This window comes from Pseudomonas sp. LBUM1659, from assembly GCF_059716045.1.
The window spans coordinates 485,914-504,073 of the sequence record NZ_CP166797.1; the positions used below are offsets into that span (position 1 = coordinate 485,914).

An 18,160-nucleotide genomic window follows, 5' to 3' on the forward strand; every position below is an offset into this window, starting at 1 on the left:
TGCTAGGGATAGCGCGGTTAGTCGAGCTTGGCGGGTGGCGGTTCTTGCAGCGGTTTACCATCGGCCATCGGCACGATGGTTTTGCTTTCCGGCTCGATCGGCACCAATTTGTATTCCTGGCCGTGAAGGTTCTTGAGGTAGACCTCCATCTGCCGGAACGAGATGTTGATGTGCTGCTTCTTGAACTCGCAGTTGATGAAGCGGTTGACCTCATCGAGCACCGGATTTCGGTCACCGAGGTCGCGCACGTGCATGCGTAGCTCGTGGTCGAGGGTGCTTTCGCCGAAATTCAGGAAGTACACGTGCGGTTCCGGGTCCTTGAGCACGCGTGGGTTGTCCCGGGCAGCTTTGAGCAGCAGCTCTTTCACCAGGTCCAGGTCCGAGCCGTAATCGACGCCGAGCTTGAGCGTTACCCGGGTGATGGTGTCGGTCAGGGACCAGTTGATCAGTTGCCCGGTAATGAACGTCTTGTTCGGGACAATGATGTCCTTGCGGTCGAAGTCGGTGATGGTCGTGGCGCGGATGCGGATCTTGCTGACCGTGCCTGACAGGTTGCCGATGGTAATGGTGTCGCCGATCCGCACGGGACGTTCGAACAGAATCATGATGCCGGAGATGAAGTTCGCAAAAATCTCCTGCATCCCGAAACCCAGACCGACCGAGAGCGCTGCCACCAGCCATTGCAATTTGTCCCAGCTCACGCCGAGCGTGGATAAGGTCGAGACGAAACCGACACCGGCAATCACGTAAGACAGCAGCGTGGTCGTGGCGTAGGCGCTGCCCTGCGCCAGATTGAGCTTGGACAGCACGAACACTTCCAACAGGCCCGGCAAGTTGCGGGCGAGGGCGAAGGTGATGCCGATGATGATCAGCGCACCCAGCATGTCGCCGATGCTGATCGGCACCATGCTCATGGCCGCGCCCGTCCCGCTGGTGTATTCGTAGAGCGTGATGTTGTCCAGGTACGAGAACACCGAAATCAGATCGGACCAGGCCCAGTACAGCGCGGCCATGAAACCGCCGAGCAGCGCCAGACGGATCAAGCGCAGGGATTGTTCGTTGACCTTCTCGATGTCCAGCGTCGGTTCTTCGATCACGGCTTCGCCGTCACCGGCCTCTTTCGCAGCCAGACGTTTGGTCAGGGCTCGCTGGTACGCCAGGCGGCGGGCCGCAACGCTGAGCCCGCGGACAAAAGTGGCTTCGATCACCAGCCAGAACATCAGTAGGTAAAGGGTGTTGATCAGTCGATCACTGAGTTTTAGCGCGGTGTAGTAGTAGCCGAAACACACGGCTACGAACAACGCGATCGGCAGCGCGGTAAACAGGATCCCCACTATTTTGCGAAATAGCGAAGCGTTCTCGTGCGTCGGGCTGCGCATCAGCAAACGGCTGAGCAGCCAGGCCATCAAGGCGTAGCAGGTCAACACCACCGGCATGCCGAGCACATCATCGGCCAGGGTCGCCGGTTGCAGCTCGGCGACGGCGACCACCGCCACTAGCGCCATCACCACCAGACCGAGTCGACGGATCCAGCCCTGAAGGAACTCGACCTGAGGTTTTTCCCAGCGGAAATGCAGTTCGGCCACGCCACCCGGCGCGAGGATCCGGTAGGCGGTGTAGAACACCAGCCACGCCTGGGCCATTTGCAGCAGCGCAGCGCCCATGTTGGCGTTCTGTCCGCGGGCGTCGATCTGCAAGGCGAGGCCGCACAGGGCCAGGCCGAGCGCGACCGGCATCGCCAGCAAAATATTGATCAGGATGGCCTGCGGCGTATGCCACTGGCTGTCGCGCTTGAAGTGGCCGATGTCCTTGTGAACCTTGTTCAGTCGGGCATATAGGCTTTTGCGTCGCCACAGCAGGGCGCCGATCAGCAGCACCAGCGGCAAAAACAACAGCGGCCGTTGAATCAGGCCATCGCTCAATTCACTCAGGCTGGAGAACCACGGCAAGGTAGTGATCTGGCGCGGCAAGCGTTCCGGTACCGCACGTATCCATTCCATGTCCAGCGGCTTGTTGCTGGGAATCCAGAACATTTGTTCGTCGAGGGTCGCTCGTAGGCTTTGGGCGGTGCTCAGCAGTTGTTTTTGATTGAGTTGCAGGGTGATGGATTCGTTGAGCACGGCGCTCAATTCGCGGTTCAGTCGCTCCAGCAGGTCGGCGCGGGTCGTGGCCAGTTCCAGCAGGCTCTTGCGCAGTTGCGGGGTGACTTGCTCCGGCGGTTGAGTCGACAGCAGGTTGTCGACATAGGTGGCCGGGTTACTCAGCAGTTCGCGTTGTTGGCTGACTTCGAATTGATAGAGGCGAATGTCGGCGATCTGGTCCGCCAGATTGCGGTCGAGCTTTAAACGCGGCAGAGACTGTTTCTGTTTGTAGAGGATCTTGGAGAGCAGCAGGCTGCCCTTGAGCACGTTGATCTGCTCGTCCAGCGCCGAATCGCTTTGTGTGACGTTGTCCAGTTGCTGCTTGGCTTGCAGGTTTTGCTGGGTGACTTCGTTGAGGCGGTCCGTGCTTTTGAGCAGGTAGTCGGAGAGCTTCAGATTGGCCGCGCTTTCCGTGGCCAGCAGGCTGCTGCCGCCGGATTTCTGCGCCTCGATGGACTGCTGGGTCACCGTTTCCTGGGACTGGGCCAGGCGTTTCTGATTGATCAGGTTTTGCAGTTCCTGGATTTCCTGATCCAGACGATCAGATTTTTCCGACAGCAAATCGTGCTGGCTGTTGCCCAGATCCTGCAACTGATTGTTACCGGCCAATTCCTGGCGACGCAGCGGAATCAGTGCGTTCAGGGCGGCGAGTTCGGCATTGAGCAAATCGCGCTGTTCGCCGTTCAAGGTTTTGCCGGCATCTTTGCCGGCCTTGAGGATGTTGTTGATTTGCTGAATGCGCGTCTGGCTGGCCGAAATCTCGGCCTGGGCGCGCTCCGGGCGGGTCTGAGCTGTGATCACCAGGGTGTTGGCGTCGGTCAGGGCCCTTTGCAGATCGCTTTGCTGGGTCGAGCGCTCGGTGAGCATTTGCTCGAGTTGCGGGACCGACACGTTGGCATAGCGTTGCGTCACCGGCTGCGCTTTGGTGGCCTTCAGGCGCGCCAGTTCACGCTGATTCTCGATGACTTGCTTTGGCGCGGTGGCCAGTTGTTGTTTGACATCGGCCAGTTTCTGCTCGTAGTCACGCTGGTTGTTGAGCTGGGCCAGCGTGTTTTGCAAAATGGCTTGCAGGGCTTTCTGATCGGCTTCCGGCAGTTTGCGGTCGGCGATCTTGTCCAGGCTCGCCTGTACGGCTTCGCTGGACGGCAGTTCGGCCGCTTGCAACGTGCCGATGGAGAGGCTCAGGCCCAGCAGGGCCATGATGAAAAAGGTGCGCAGGGTTGACATAGAGACCGATCGAAAACGAGACGAAGAAATGGGGGCGCGACCGTGATTAAACGTCAACACGCCCCCCAGTTTAGAGGAAGAGACCCGGACCCGGGCGACTTCCTTCGGGGAATCTGACGCCCACTTTGCCGATCTTGTTCCCCTCCATGACCGCGACGGTCCAAATGGTGTTGTTCCACTCCACCTGGTCACCGACAACGGGCGCACCCCCAACTTTCTGGGCGATGAAGTGGCCGAGCGACATGTTCGGATCGATGCCTTCGACTTTCAACCCGTACAGCGCCGCAACCGCGCCCAGCTGGGCGTCTCCTTCGAGCACGAAGTCGCCGAAGAAGCGCAAATCCAGACCCCGTTGCGGTGCCCGGCTGAAGAGTTTTCCGAGGGCCGGCAGGTTGTGTTCATGGCCAATAACACACAGCAAATCATCGACTTCGAGCACCGTACTACCCGACGGATGGAGCAATTGCTGGCCACGAAACAGGGCCGCGATGCGCGTGCCGTCGGGCATTTTCAGTTCGCGAAGGGGCGAGCCGATGCACCATTTCTCGGCGCCGAGGCGATAAACGAACATCTCCCACTCGCTGGTGACATGCACTTCCAGGGCGGAACGCGAGATCGGCGCGGGGTCAGGTGGCACCGTCACTTTCAGCAGTTTGGCCACCCACGGCAGGCTCGTGCCCTGCACCAGCAGCGACACCAGCACGATAAAGAAAGCGAGGTTGAAATAGAGCTGAGCGTTGGGCAGGCCGGCCATCAACGGGAACACCGCCAAAATGATCGGGACCGCGCCGCGCAGGCCGACCCAGGAAATGAACGCCTTTTCGCGACCGTGGAACGCCTTGAACGGCAGCAATCCAGCCACCACCGACAGCGGCCGCGCGACCAGAATCATCCACAACGCCAGACCCAGCGCGGGCAGGGCAATCGGCAGCAGGTCGTGCGGTGTGACCAGCAGGCCCAGCACCAGGAACATCCCGATCTGCGCAAGCCAGGCCATGCCGTCGAGCATGTGCAAAATGCCGTGCCGACTGCGCACCGGGCGGTTGCCGATGACCAGGCCACACAGATACACCGCGAGGAAGCCGCTGCCGTGCAGGGCGTTGGTCAGGGCAAACACCACCAGGCCGCCGGCAATCACCAGAATCGGGTAGAGGCCGTTGGCCAGATTGATGCGATTGACCAGTTGCAGCATGAACCAGCCACCTGCGAGACCGACGACGGCACCGATTCCGAACTCACGCACGAAGTGCACGAGCAGGCTCCAGTGCAGGCCGGTTTCCCCGCTGGCGAGCATGTCGATCAGGGTCACGGTGAGGAACACCGCCATCGGGTCGTTGCTGCCGGATTCGATTTCGAGGCTGGCGGTGACCCGTTCGTTCAGGCCTTTGCCACCCAGCAGCGAGAACACCGCTGCGGCGTCGGTCGAGCCGACAATCGCGCCGATCAACAAGCCCTGAATGATGCTCAGGTTGAACAGCCAGGCGGCCACCATGCCGGTCAATGCGGTCGTTATTAACACCCCGACCGTGGCCAGCGACAGTGCAGGCCACAGCGCAACGCGAAAACTCGCGACCCGGGTACGCAAACCACCGTCAAGCAGGATCACCGCCAACGCGAGGTTGCCGACCAGATAAGCCGTGGGGTAGTTGTCAAATATAATGCCGCCACCGTCGACACCGGCGGCCATACCCACGGCCAGGATAATCACCAGAATCGGGATGCCGAGGCGGGAGGAAAGTGAGCTCACCAGAATGCTCGCACCTACCAGCAACGCGCCGATCAGAAACAGGCTGTTGATGGTGATTGCATTCAAAGGCGTTACTCCAAAAAGCTGAAAGGCGGGCACAAACTGACCATGCAGTCCGCGTGCCAGCGATTCTAACCTGTTGAAATGTGATGCTGTCAAAAAGGTTTTTGCGAGCGATTTGTCGCCTCACGCTAGTGCGAGTGAACGGTGGCGAGGGGGCTTGCCCCCGTTCGGCTGCGCAGCAGTTGCAAAATCAGCGAACTCGTTTTACCTGAAATACTGCGGCGCCTGATTTTGGGGCCGCTGCGCGACCCAGCGGGGCGGTGCGGCGTTCCGGCACGCCCCCTCGCCACAGATTTGTCGCATAAGGGCTCCCGGCGACGAAGAGCGGGAACCCCATCCGCGAATCACAGTCTTTACTGCTCGCGAGAAAGGTCGCCCGCCAAGAAAACCAAGGCCTTGGGCCTGAATAACCCTGGCGTGCGTGATGACTTTTCTTTATCGTACGCGCCCTTTGAAAATGCTCGGAAAATCAAAATGTTGGAAGCATCCCTTAGCCAATTGGAACAGCTGGTAAATGACCTGGTGCAACAGAATCAGGCACTGCTCGGCAGCAACCAGACCCTGAGTGCAGAACTGGCTCAGGCCAAGGATGAAAACGAAAGCCTGCAACTGAGCCTGATGGAACAGGAAGAGAAACAAGGCGCCACTGCCGCACGCATTCAGGCCCTGGTTGAGCGCGTTAGCGCCGGCCCGGTCAGCGCATGAATCACGGCGCCGCAGGGGTAAAAGTCGTCTCGATCCTGGGGGAGGACTATTCGATCAAGGCGCCGGCCGGGGAAGAGCAAACCCTGCTGGACGCCGCGATGATGTTGAAAGCTGCTTTGGCTGACACCAAACGGAAGTACCCGACCCTGATCGGTGACCGCCTGTTGGTATTGGCCGCGATGAATCTGTGCTCGCAGCAGATCGAAATGCAAAAGCAGCACAAGCAGGAACTCGACCGTTACCAAGAGCAAGTCAGCGCCACGGTTGAAGTGATCTCCAAGACGATCAATCAGGCCTGAAATCAACGTTGGCTACGCTTATCCACAGTGGACGCTCCGATTGCGCCGGAGCGTTCTAGCCGACGCTAACGCGGATTAAATATCCAGCATCGATTTTTATGTAACGTTTCTTCTCTACGGTCCAGCTGCTGCCAAGCGCTATTAATTTATCGCCAATCTGAATCCATTTGGCCATTTCATTTTCGTCGATCGTCTGGTTCGTCGTGTAAGTCGTATCGCCAAATTCAACGTGGATCAGGTACTTGAACTCGTCGTTTATCTCCTCGAACGTTTTTGCCGTTACTGCACGTATTGTGTTGCCTTCCTCCTACCTTTCACCGACTCGAATTTGTTTCAGCATTTCTTCTTGAGCTACTCCCTTCTCGGTTGTGAAGGTTTTGCTCTCCTGCAACTCCTTGTGGTTCATGGCTGCCTCCATCGTGGTGCGCGTGATTTGTGAATTGAACACTACGCGCCCTTGCTGGATAGCCGTAACCTGTCAGCTCTGACAGGTACCAAGGTCCGTTTTTTATGATTTGGATCGAACTGGAAAAGTCGCACCAATTAGATTGGCGACGAAGATTTACGCCATTCAGCCCAATCATGTGTTTTTTTGTATACATTTGGCGCGACTGTTGCAGTGTTTCAGCCTCTTATTCTTTGGGGGTGTTCCATGCAGTTCTGGCGACGCAGTATTCAATGGCAGTTGATCCTGAGCATGGGCACTGCCCTGCTGGTCAGTATCCTGATCGTAGTGGGCGTTTATACCCTCGTGGTTAACCGTCTCGCCCAGAGCTATCTGGTCGAACAAGCCCTGCCGTCGAGCATCGAAGCGATGCGCAACGACATTGAACGAATCCTCGTTCAACCCCTCACCGCCGCCAAGGACATCGCCAGCAATAGCATGGTGCGCGACTGGTTGGCCGGGGGTGAAGACGATGCCCGGACGGCGACGTTCGTGCAGTACCTGGAAGGCATTCGCGCTGAACACAAAGCCTTTACCGCGCTGATCGTCGGCACGGCGTCAAACCACTATTTGACCGAAAAAGGCCTGGAACGGACCCTCAGCCGTTCCAACCTCAAAGACGCCTGGTTCTACTCATTCCTCGACAGCAATCAGCCGCGCACCCTCAATATCGACAATGACACCGCGACCGGAGAATTGGCGCTGTTCATCGACCTCAAGGTCGAGCAGGCCGGTAAAGTCGTGGGCGTTGCCGGGCTTGGCCTGAGCATGAAAGAGCTGTCGGAGCTGATCCACAACTTCAGCTTCGGAGCGCGCGGCAAGGTCTATCTCGTGCGTTCCGACGGTTTGATTCAGGTGCATCCCGAGGCGCACTTCAGTGGCAAACGCACCCTCGCCGAGCAAATTGGCGGGCTCGCCGCGCAAGCGGTCATGGGTCAAAAAACCGCCACCAACAGCAGCTTCGTGCGCGATGGCGAGGACTTCCTCGCGTTGAGCCTGCCGCTTCGAGACCTGGGCTGGACGCTGGTGGCCGAAGTGCCGCAGTCGCAGATCTATGCTGAAGCCCGCCGCGCGATGTGGATGAGCAGCGGCATCGGCCTGGCGGTAGCGCTGGTGTGCCTCTTGCTGGTGGTATTGCTGGCCCGTGGTTTGGTGCGTCCGATCCGACAAGTAACAGCGGCGCTGGTAGCCATTGGTAGCGGCGGTGGCGATTTGACCCATCGGTTGGATGCCAGTCGCGCCGATGAACTGGGCGATCTGGCGCGCGGCTTCAATCGGTTTCTGGACAGTCAGCGCGAGATGATTGGTGAAGTATTGACCACCAGCGAACAACTGCGCACCGCGGTCAGTCAGGTGGCGAAGGTGGTGGACAACACCGCCGAACGTTCTGGCCGTCAGCAAGAAATGACCGACATGGTGGCCACCGCTGTTCATGAGATGGGCCTGACCGTGCAGGAAATCGCCCAGAACGCTGGCAACGCAGCGGTCGCGTCGCAGAATGCTCGCGATGAGGCGATGCAGGCTCGCGAAGTGGTGGGCGGCTCGATCCGGCATATCGAAAGCATGTCCGACGAAATCGGCATTGCGGCGGATGCCGTGGGTGAGTTGGCCAATCAGGTGGCGTCGATTGATCAAGTGCTGGCAGTGATTCGCGGAATATCCGAGCAGACCAATTTGCTGGCGCTCAACGCCGCCATCGAAGCGGCGCGGGCCGGGGACATGGGCCGTGGTTTTGCGGTGGTGGCGGATGAAGTGCGCACCTTGGCGCGACGCACGCAGTCGTCGACCGATGAAATTCAGCAAATGATCGGCAGCCTCAAGCAAGGCGCGGAGAATGCGGTGTCATCAATGCACAGCGGACAAGCGGCGACCGGCACTGGCGTTGAGTCGAGCCAGCGCACCGGGGCGTCGTTGACGGCGATTACCGGGCAGGTGGAGCGGATCAGCGACATGAACCATCAGGTGGCGACGGCGACGGAAGAGCAGTCGGCGGTAACCGAGGAGATCAACCGCAACGTGCAGGGGATTTCGGATTTGGCGCGGGCCACCGCTGGAGAAGTGAGAGCGTGCCGTGAGGACTGTCAGACATTGCAGCGGTTGGCGGATGATTTGGCGCGGCAGATGAGCAGTTTCAAGCTGAGCTGATGCATCGTCAGCTCAGGCGCCTTCGCGAGCAAGCCCGCTCCCACACTCGATCTCCTGAGAGCACATAATGTGTGAACGCCAGCGATCAAATGTGGGAGCGGGCTTGCTCGCGAAGAGGGCATCAGCAGCTATACAGGGCTCTGATCAGAACCATTCATCCTGCATCCCAAGGCACACATCATCCCGAGCCTCCAGAATCGCCAGCTCATGGTGGCAACCCGGTACTTCCCACGTCAGGAAATACCGCGCCGCCTGCAGCTTGCCTTTATAGAAGCTCACATCCGCCGCGTTGCCCTTGGTCAGCCCTTCTTCAGCGCGGATCGCCTGTTCCAGCCAGCGCCAGCCAATCACCGTGTGCCCGAACACTTTCAGGTACAGCGCCGAGTTCGCCAGGCTGCTGTTGACCTGGCCCTGAGCCAGATCAGTCAACAGGCCAATGGTCACCGTTTGCAGGCGTGCCACCAGTTTCTCCAGCGGTTCACGCAGCGCGGTCAAGGATTCATACGCCTGCGCCCGCGCGCCTGTGTCGGCGATCAGTCGAATCAATTGCTTGAGCCCGGACCCACCGTTCTGCGCGAGCTTGCGCCCTAGCAAGTCCAGTGACTGAATGCCGTGCGTACCTTCATGAATCGGGTTCAGACGGTTGTCGCGGTAATACTGCTCCACCGGGTATTCGCGGGTGTAGCCGTGGCCGCCGAGAATCTGGATCGCCAGCTCGTTAGCCTTCAGGCAAAACTCCGACGGCCAGGATTTGACGATGGGCGTCAGCAAATCCAGCAGTTCATGGGCCTGCTTACGCTCGGCTTCGGTCTCAAGCGTGGTGGTGTCATCGAACAATCGCGCCGCGTACAGGCCGAGATCGAACGCACCTTCGACGTACGCCTTCTGGGTCAGCAACATGCGTTTGACGTCGGCGTGCTGAATGATCGCCACCGGGGCGGTATTCGGGTCTTTGCTGTCCGGCACACGCCCTTGCGGCCGCTCGCGGGCGTATTCCAGCGAATACAAATAACCGGCGTAACCGAGCATCACCGCGCCCATGCCGACGCCAATCCGCGCCTCGTTCATCATCTGGAACATGTAGCTCAAGCCTTGGTGCGGATTGCCCACGAGATAGCCGACACACTCGCCGTTATCGCCGAAGTTCAGCGCGGTGGACGTGGTGCCGCGCCAGCCCATCTTGTGGAACAACCCGGCCAGCAACACGTCGTTGCGCTTGCCGAGGCTGCCGTCGTCGTTGACTAGAAATTTCGGCACGATGAACAGCGAAATGCCCTTCACACCTGCCGGAGCATCCGGCAGTTTGGCCAGCACCATGTGCACGATGTTTTCCGACAGCGGGTGATCGCCGCCGGAGATGAAGATCTTGTTGCCCTTCAGGCGATAAGTGCCGTCGGACGCAGGCTCGGCGCGGGTACGAATATCCGACAGCGACGAGCCGGCATGCGGCTCGGTCAGGGCCATGGTGCCGAAGAAACGGCCGTCGATCATCGGCTGCAGGAAGCGCTGTTTCTGCCCTTCGGTACCGAAGCTTTCAATCAGGTTTGCCGCGCCCATGGTCAAAAACGGGTACGAAGTCGATGCCGCATTGGCTGATTGAAAATGCGCAAAGCAGGCCTGGGACAGCAGGGTAGGAAGCTGCATGCCACCGGCGTCGAAACTGCGCGCCGCGTTGAGGAAACCGGCTTCGAGGAACGCATCCACTGCCGGCTTCACTTCCGGAATCAGAATCGCCTGACCGTCCTCATAGCGCGGCTCGTTCTCGTCACCCTTGCGGTTGTGTGGGGCGAAGAATTTTTCGGCGATGTTGCGGGCGGTGCCGATGGCGGCATCGAAGGTTTCGCGATTGTGCTCGGCGAAACGCTCACGCTGGGTCAGGCCCTCGGCATCAAGGACTTCATACAGCTCGAAAGCCAGATTGCGGGAACTGAGCAACGTCTCGGACATGGCGGCCTACCTTTTTTGGAATGGGCCGAGTCTAGGCGCGGGAATAAAGGCTGAACAGGATGATTGATGAGCGTGATGGTGGGGTCCGGTCACCGCTAATCAAATGACTTGATTGGCCTTGAGATCACTGAAGATCCAATGTGGGAGCGGGCTTGATCTGGTCCAGTAATTTTGGACATTGTTTTCGGTTTTTACGCCGCCATCTTTTCTGCTGCCGCCGGCGAGTGGTAACCGTTGTAGCTGTGGCGCCTTACATTGTTGTAGCGCGTCACATAACGATTGATATCAGCTCGAGCCTCGTGCTCTGAATCGTATCCCTCTTCAGGGACCCATTCGGATTTCAAACTGCCGAAAAAACGCTCCATCGGGGCGTTATCCCAGCACTGGCCTTTTCGACTCATGCTTTGCTTTAGCTCGTGATCCATCAGCTCGTCCCTGAATTTATGGCTGGTGTATTGGCATCCCTGGTCGGAATGAAACAGCACCCCTTTAGGTCGCCCTCTCAGTTCGACGGCCATGCGCAGCGATTCGCTTGCTAGAGTCGCGTCGGCGACCAATGAGTACGACCATCCCACCACTCGTCGTGCAAACAGATCCAAAACCACCGAGAAATAGAGCCAACGCTTGCCCAGTTGGATATAGGTGATGTCCGCGCACCAGACTTTATTGATATCAGCTACGTAAAACTCACGGTCCAGCACATTCTCAGCCACGAGCGATTCAACGCCCGACGATTTGTACTTATGAGGCCGGCGTTGGCAGCTGGAAATCCCGGCTTCCTTCATCAAGCGACTCGCCATGTAGCGTCCAACCTTATGCTTTGCACCCTGCATATCTTTGGAGAGCGTTCGTGCGCCCGCCGAGCCTTTTGATGCTTTGTGAAACTTGATCAGCGCGACCTTGAGGGCTTCGCGCTCCGGATTGGTTTTCTCCTGACGCTGACGCCAGGCGTAATAGCTGCTGCGGTTGACCTCAAACACGCGACAGCAATCTGAAATGCCATATTGTTCGCCTAGCTCGCTGATCAGAGGGAATGATCTTTGGAGTCCAAAAGCAGGAGAACACTGGCCTTTTTTAGGATTTCGATATCCCGGTCTTTCTGCCTGAGCAGAGCTTGAGTTCCTGGATTTGTTTTTGGTCGGCGGTAATGGCCTTTGTGCCAACCAGTGTCGAACCGGCACGCTCTTTTCTGACCTGCTCAACCCAGCGGCGCAAGGCAGTGGGCCCGATATCGAAGTTGGCGCAGACCTCAAGAATGGGCTGATCTTCATCTAGCACCATGTTTGCCGCTCTGAGCTTGAACTCGCTGGAGTAGGACTTTCGCATCATCATGAACACCTTAGATTTGGGCGCCATCATAGCGCCCTATTGATGTGTCCAATTTCATTAGGCCAGATCAGCTTGCTCGCGAATGCGGTGTGTCAGTCGACATAAATGGTGTCTGACACACCGCATTCGCGAGCAAGCCCGCTCCCACAAGGGTTTTGCATTCCAGGCGTCCATTGCGGGCGCCTGGATTTATTGCGGTTTAGCCAATCGTCATCAAGCTCGCATTACCACCCGCCGCAGCAGTGTTGACGCTCAATGCGCGCTCGATCACCAAACGCTCCAGCGCAATGTTGGTCTCGCCCTGGGACAAACCATGAACCCCGACAATCGCTCCGGCACGCTTGGCCACTTGCTGGCAGACCGCACGCAACTGATCGGAATGGCCATGATGCAGAACCGCATCAAACACCACTTCATCCTTGTTCCAGTCGGACACCAGCTTGATCCGCGCCTGAACATCCTTCGGCAAGCGTGTGAACAACGCCTTGGTCAAATCAGCGTCCGGCCACACCGCCGAACCACCGACAGCCAACACCGCCGCCAGTTGAGTCAGCAGGTCACCTTCAACTTCCGCCAGACACAGCACGTGTTCACGCGGCAGGATGGCATAGCTGTTGCGCTCGCCGGTCGGACCGGCCAGCACACGGGTGATCCCGCTTTGCGATTGCGCCGCGAACTGCACACACAGGGTGCTCAGGTCGGCAAATTTGTTGCTGTCAGCCCAGGCTTTCAGGGCGGTCAGCGGCTTGCTCATGGCGTCACGCAGGCGAACGTCCGGCGCTGCGATGGCGTCACCGCGAGCGAAGGATTGTTCGATGGCATCGGTCGGGCGCGTCGACAGCAGGCGGTAGAGGTACAGCGGACCGCCGGCCTTCGGCCCCGTGCCCGACAAACCTTCACCGCCGAACGGCTGCACACCCACCACAGCACCAACGATGTTGCGGTTCACGTAGACGTTACCGGCGTTGACGTTGTCGATCACCTTGGCGATGGTCTCGTCGATGCGCGTATGTACGCCCAGCGTCAGGCCATAGCCGGAAGCGTTGATCTGACCGATCAGTTGATCGATGTCTTTGCGCTTGTAGCGAACCACGTGCAGCACCGGACCGAAGATCTCCCGTTGCAGCTCGTCGAAGCTTTCCAGTTCGATCAGGGTCGGCATCACGAAGGTGCCGCGTTTGACTTCTTCGCTGTTGGCGATGGCCACCTGGTACACGTTGCGACCTTTGTCGCGCATGGCCTGGATGTGCTTCTCGATGCCAGCCTTGGCTTCGGCGTCGATCACCGGGCCGATGTCCACAGACAGGCGCTCCGGATTGCCGAGGCGGCATTCAGCCATGGCGCCTTTGAGCATTTCGATGACACGGTCAGCGGAATCTTCCTGCAAGCACAAGACGCGCAATGCCGAGCAACGTTGGCCGGCGCTGTCGAAGGCCGACGACACCACGTCGATGACGACCTGTTCGGTGAGTGCCGAAGAGTCGACGATCATCGCGTTCTGGCCACCGGTTTCGGCGATCAGCGGGATCGGACGGCCCTGGGCATCCAGGCGGCCGGCGATGTTGCGTTGCAGCAAACGAGCAACTTCGGTGGAGCCGGTGAACATCACGCCTTTAACGCGATCGTCACCCACCAGTCCGGCACCGACGGTTTCGCCACGGCCCGGCAGCAGTTGCAGCACGCCTTCCGGAATCCCGGCTTCGAGCAGCAAACGCACGGCTTGAGCCGCGACCAGCGGGGTCTGTTCCGCAGGCTTGGCCAATACCGGGTTGCCGGCAGCCAGTGCCGCCGCGACTTGACCACTGAAGATGGCCAGCGGGAAGTTCCACGGGCTGATGCAGACCACCGGACCCAATGGGCGGTGGGCGTCATTGGTGAAATCGTTGCGCGCCTGCACCGCGTAATAACGCAGGAAGTCCACGGCTTCACGCACTTCGGCGATGGCGTTGGCGAAGGTCTTGCCGGCTTCGCGAGCCAACAGACCCATCAGCGGCTGGATCTCGCCTTCCATCAAATCGGCGGCACGTTCCAGAATCGCGGCGCGTTCGGCGGGCGGGGTGGCCTGCCAGATCGGCGCAGCGTTCAGGGCGCACTGGATTGCGTTATCAACGTCATCGACGGTGGCTTCCTGCACATGGCCCACCACGTCACGCAGATCGGACGGGTTCAGCACTGGCACAGGGGTTTCAGTGCTGGAGGCGCAACCGAGCATCGGCGCGGCTTTCCAGTGGTTGTGAGCAGTGGCCAGCAAGGCGCAGGACAGCGAAGCCAAACGATGTTCGTTGGCCATGTCGATGCCGCTGGAGTTGGCGCGCTCGGCACCATACAGGTCACGCGGCAGCGGGATACGCGGGTGCGGCAGGCCGAAGCCGCCTTCCAGCGTCGCCATCTGCTCGATGCTGGCCACTGGATCGGCCACCAGCTCCTGGATTGAAATGGATTGGTCGGCGATGCGGTTGACGAACGAGGTGTTTGCGCCGTTTTCCAGCAGGCGACGCACCAGGTACGCCAGCAGCGTTTCGTGCGTACCGACCGGTGCGTACACGCGGCACGGACGGTTCAGCTTGCCTTCGGAAACTTTACCTACAACCTGTTCGTACAGCGGTTCACCCATGCCGTGCAGGCATTGGAATTCGTACTGGCCGGGGTAATAGTTCTGACCGGCGATGTGGTAAATGGCCGACAGGGTGTGGGCGTTGTGCGTGGCGAATTGCGGATAGATAACTTCCGGCACCGACAGCAACTTGCGGGCGCAGGCGATGTAGGAAACGTCGGTGTACACCTTGCGGGTGTAGACCGGGTAGCCTTCCAGGCCTTCGACCTGGGCGCGCTTGATTTCGCTGTCCCAGTACGCGCCTTTCACCAGGCGGATCATCAGGCGATGACGGCTGCGGCGAGCCAGGTCGATCACGTAGTCGATCACGTACGGGCAACGCTTCTGATACGCCTGGATCACGAAACCGATGCCGTTCCAGCCGGTCAGTTGCGGCTCGAAGCACAGGCGCTCCAGCAGATCCAGCGACAGCTCCAGGCGGTCGGCTTCTTCGGCGTCGATGTTCAGGCCGATGTCGTATTGTTTGGCCAGCAAGGTCAGAGACAACAGGCGCGGGTACAGCTCATCCATCACACGCTCGTACTGCGCGCGGCTGTAACGCGGGTGCAGTGCCGACAGCTTGATGGAAATGCCAGGACCTTCATAAATCCCACGACCGTGGGACGCTTTACCGATCGAGTGAATGGCTTGTTCGTACGAGGCCAGGTACTTCTGCGCATCGTGCTCGGTCAGTGCCGCTTCACCCAGCATGTCGTAGGAGTAGCGGAAACCTTTGGCTTCGAACTTGCTCGCATTGGCCAGGGCTTCGGCGATGGTTTCGCCGGTGACGAACTGCTCGCCCATCAGGCGCATGGCCATGTCGACGCCCTTGCGGATCATCGGCTCGCCGCTCTTGCCGATGATGCGGCTCAGGGACGAAGTCAAACCTGCTTCGTTATGCGTGGCGACCAGTTTGCCGGTCAGCAGCAGGCCCCAGGTGGCGGCGTTGACGAACAACGACGGGCTGTTGCCCAAGTGCGGGTGCCAGTTACCGGTGCTGATCTTGTCGCGGATCAGTGCGTCACGGGTGCCTTTGTCCGGGATGCGCAGCAGCGCTTCGGCCAGGCACATCAGCGCCACGCCTTCCTGGGACGACAGGGAAAATTCCTGCAACAGGCCCTGAACAATCCCGGCACGGCCACCGGCGCTTTTCTGATTACGCAGTTTTTCGGCAATCGACGCGGCGAGCTTATTCGTGGCTTCGGCCATGGCGACCGGCAGGCGAGCCTGCTCGATCAGCATCGGCACCACTTCCGGCTCAGGGCGGCGGTAAGCGGCGGTGATCGAAGCGCGCAGCACCGATTGCGGCAGGATGCTTTCGGCGAATTCGAGGAAACACTGGTGAGCGTGATCTAGAGGCGCATCGACGGCGTCGTCGGAATCCTTGGTCAATCCGCTCAGCTCGGTCAGGGTTGCACCGCCCTCGAGTTTTTCCAGGTAATTGAAAATTGCCTGCTTGATCAGCCAGTGCGGCGTGCGATCAATCGAGGTCGCGGCAGCCTTGAGGCGCTCGCGGGTCGGGTCGTCAAGTTTGACCCCAAGGGTGGTGGTAGCCATTTTTTTATCCTCATGTTTGCCACGACCGCGTGGCATCAGCTGGCAGCAAGATTAGCCGTGCAATCGTTGAGGTGCAACCGGGTGCAACCCTTTTTTCGTCGGAATAATAAGCAGCTCGTCAGGAAATAAATTCCGGTACGAACGTGCCGCTTCAGCTTGGTGCTTTCGTTTCTGGCTAATCATCGTAACTGCCCTAAAAGGAAGCAAAAACATCGGTTTTTTACGAAAATCAGATCAGGTGCAACTTATTCTCAAAAAATGGGTTGCACCTCATTTGTGTTGTTGAATAGGATTCGCGCCCCAAGGTGCAACCGGGTGAAAAACCGGTGCGCCGGCTGATGGCTTTCCTGGGGAAACATCAGTCATAAATGCGCAGGCCTCGAAATCGTCTGAACAAACGTTGTCGTTTGTCGGCGGTTTCACACGCTGGCGCTACATAAAAACAAAGCCAGGGCATCACTTAATGAGCGTAAGCAATCCAACCCTGATCACGTTTGTGATCTACATCGCAGCAATGGTGCTGATCGGCTTCATGGCCTATCGCTCCACCAACAACCTTTCTGACTACATTCTGGGCGGTCGCAGCCTGGGTAGCGTCGTGACGGCTTTGTCCGCTGGCGCCTCCGACATGAGCGGCTGGTTGTTGATGGGCCTGCCGGGCGCCATCTACATGTCCGGTCTGTCCGAAAGCTGGATCGCCATTGGCCTGATCATCGGTGCTTACCTGAACTGGCTGTTCGTCGCTGGCCGTCTGCGTGTGCAGACCGAGCACAACGGCGATGCCCTGACCCTGCCGGATTATTTCTCTAGCCGTTTCGAAGACAAAAGCGGCCTGCTGCGGATCATTTCTGCGGTGGTGATTCTGGTGTTCTTCACCATTTACTGCGCCTCCGGCATCGTCGCCGGTGCCCGTCTGTTCGAAAGTACCTTCGGCATGTCCTACGAGACCGCCCTATGGGCCGGCGCTGCGGCGACGATTGCCTACACCTTCGTCGGCGGTTTCCTGGCCGTGAGCTGGACCGATACCGTACAAGCCACGCTGATGATCTTCGCGCTGTTGCTGACGCCGATCATCGTGCTGCTGGCGACCGGTGGCGTCGACACCACCTTCCTGGCCATCGAAGCGCAAGACCCTAGCAACTTCGACATGCTGAAAAACACCACCTTCATCGGCATCATCTCGCTGATGGGCTGGGGCCTGGGTTACTTCGGCCAGCCGCACATCCTCGCGCGTTTCATGGCGGCGGATTCGGTCAAGTCGATTGCCAATGCTCGCCGCATCTCCATGACCTGGATGATCCTGTGCCTGGGCGGCACTGTTGCCGTAGGTTTCTTCGGTATCGCTTACTTCTCGGCCAACCCGGCCGTGGCCATGCCAGTGACCGAAAACCACGAACGTGTGTTCATTGAACTGGCAAAAATCCTCTTCAACCCATGGGTTGCCGGTGTATTGCTGTCGGCCATTCTGGCTGCCGTAATGAGCACCCTGAGCTGCCAGTTGCTGGTGTGCTCGAGCGCCCTGACCGAAGACTTCTACAAAACCTTCCTGCGTAAATCCGCTTCCCAGGTCGAACTGGTCTGGGTCGGCCGCGCCATGGTCCTGGTGGTTGCCCTGATCGCCATCGCGATGGCCGCTAACCCGGAAAACCGCGTACTGGGTCTGGTCAGCTACGCCTGGGCCGGTTTCGGTGCTGCGTTCGGTCCGGTTGTGCTGATCTCCGTGATCTGGAAAGACATGACCCGCAACGGCGCACTGGCCGGCATCCTGGTCGGCGCGATCACCGTGATCGTCTGGAAACACTTCGAACTGCTGGGCCTGTACGAAATCATCCCTGGTTTCATCTTCGCCAGCCTGGCCATCTACATCGTCAGCAAACTGGGTGCGCCGACTACCGGCATGCTTCAGCGTTTTGCCGCTGCCGAGGCAGATTTCCGCCTGAACAAGTGATGGGGAGGAGCTGA

Annotated in this window: 10 protein-coding genes and 1 pseudogene; 5 read left to right on the plus strand and 6 right to left on the minus strand. The window is 59.0% G+C overall.

Going from position 1 to position 18,160, the window contains the following annotated elements:
- Window positions 1-17 precede the first annotated feature (17 nt).
- Window positions 18-3,368 carry a mechanosensitive channel MscK gene (gene mscK / locus ACA048_RS02255; RefSeq protein WP_497627765.1) on the minus strand — a complete coding sequence of 1,117 codons (3,351 nt, stop codon included), beginning with the start codon at window positions 3,366-3,368 and terminating at the stop codon, window positions 18-20.
- 70 nt (window positions 3,369-3,438) lie between these two features.
- Window positions 3,439-5,181, minus strand: coding sequence for a potassium/proton antiporter (locus ACA048_RS02260; RefSeq protein ID WP_497627766.1), 1,743 nt, complete (start codon window positions 5,179-5,181; stop codon window positions 3,439-3,441).
- A 471-nt stretch (window positions 5,182-5,652) separates the two neighbouring features.
- Between ACA048_RS02260 and ACA048_RS02265 the strand changes: the two genes are divergently transcribed.
- The 4 genes and pseudogenes from ACA048_RS02265 to ACA048_RS02280 all read left to right on the plus strand — a co-directional run bounded on the left by ACA048_RS02265 (window position 5,653) and on the right by ACA048_RS02280 (window position 8,772).
- Window positions 5,653-5,883, plus strand: coding sequence for a hypothetical protein (locus tag ACA048_RS02265; protein WP_007947124.1), 231 nt, complete (start codon window positions 5,653-5,655; stop codon window positions 5,881-5,883).
- A complete protein-coding gene (locus ACA048_RS02270; protein WP_010464343.1) occupies window positions 5,880-6,182 on the plus strand; it encodes a cell division protein ZapA in 303 nt (100 codons plus the stop codon). The genes ACA048_RS02265 and ACA048_RS02270 overlap by 4 nt, the downstream gene beginning before the upstream one ends.
- A gap of 697 nt (window positions 6,183-6,879) precedes the next feature.
- Window positions 6,880-7,908 (plus strand): annotated as a pseudogene (locus ACA048_RS02275) (HAMP domain-containing protein); the annotation flags it as partial.
- Window positions 7,909-8,040: 132 nt separating this feature from the next.
- The gene (locus tag ACA048_RS02280) at window positions 8,041-8,772 is read left to right on the plus strand and encodes a methyl-accepting chemotaxis protein (RefSeq protein ID WP_497629791.1); all 732 of its coding nucleotides are present in this window, start codon (window positions 8,041-8,043) and stop codon (window positions 8,770-8,772) included.
- Between the two features lie 144 nt (window positions 8,773-8,916).
- Here the strand turns inward: ACA048_RS02280 and ACA048_RS02285 are convergent, their stop codons facing one another.
- From ACA048_RS02285 to putA, 4 genes are all read right to left on the minus strand, one after another.
- Complete coding sequence (locus tag ACA048_RS02285) at window positions 8,917-10,719, minus strand: acyl-CoA dehydrogenase (RefSeq protein WP_497627767.1); 1,803 nt, start codon at window positions 10,717-10,719, stop codon at window positions 8,917-8,919.
- A 191-nt stretch (window positions 10,720-10,910) separates the two neighbouring features.
- The gene (locus ACA048_RS02290) at window positions 10,911-11,900 is read right to left on the minus strand and encodes an IS3 family transposase (protein ID WP_497627768.1); all 990 of its coding nucleotides are present in this window, start codon (window positions 11,898-11,900) and stop codon (window positions 10,911-10,913) included.
- On the minus strand, window positions 11,794-12,048 hold the full coding sequence (locus ACA048_RS02295; protein ID WP_497629792.1) for a transposase: 255 nt from the start codon (window positions 12,046-12,048) through the stop codon (window positions 11,794-11,796). The genes ACA048_RS02290 and ACA048_RS02295 overlap by 107 nt, the downstream gene beginning before the upstream one ends.
- A 199-nt stretch (window positions 12,049-12,247) precedes the next feature.
- Complete coding sequence (gene putA / locus ACA048_RS02300; protein WP_497627769.1) at window positions 12,248-16,198, minus strand: trifunctional transcriptional regulator/proline dehydrogenase/L-glutamate gamma-semialdehyde dehydrogenase; 3,951 nt, start codon at window positions 16,196-16,198, stop codon at window positions 12,248-12,250.
- A 463-nt stretch (window positions 16,199-16,661) separates the two neighbouring features.
- On the opposite strand from putA, the gene putP reads away from it, so the two are divergent.
- Entirely contained in the window at window positions 16,662-18,146 is a 1,485-nt protein-coding gene (putP, locus tag ACA048_RS02305) for a sodium/proline symporter PutP (protein ID WP_497627770.1), read from the plus strand.
- The last annotated feature ends 14 nt before the right edge of the window (window positions 18,147-18,160 follow it).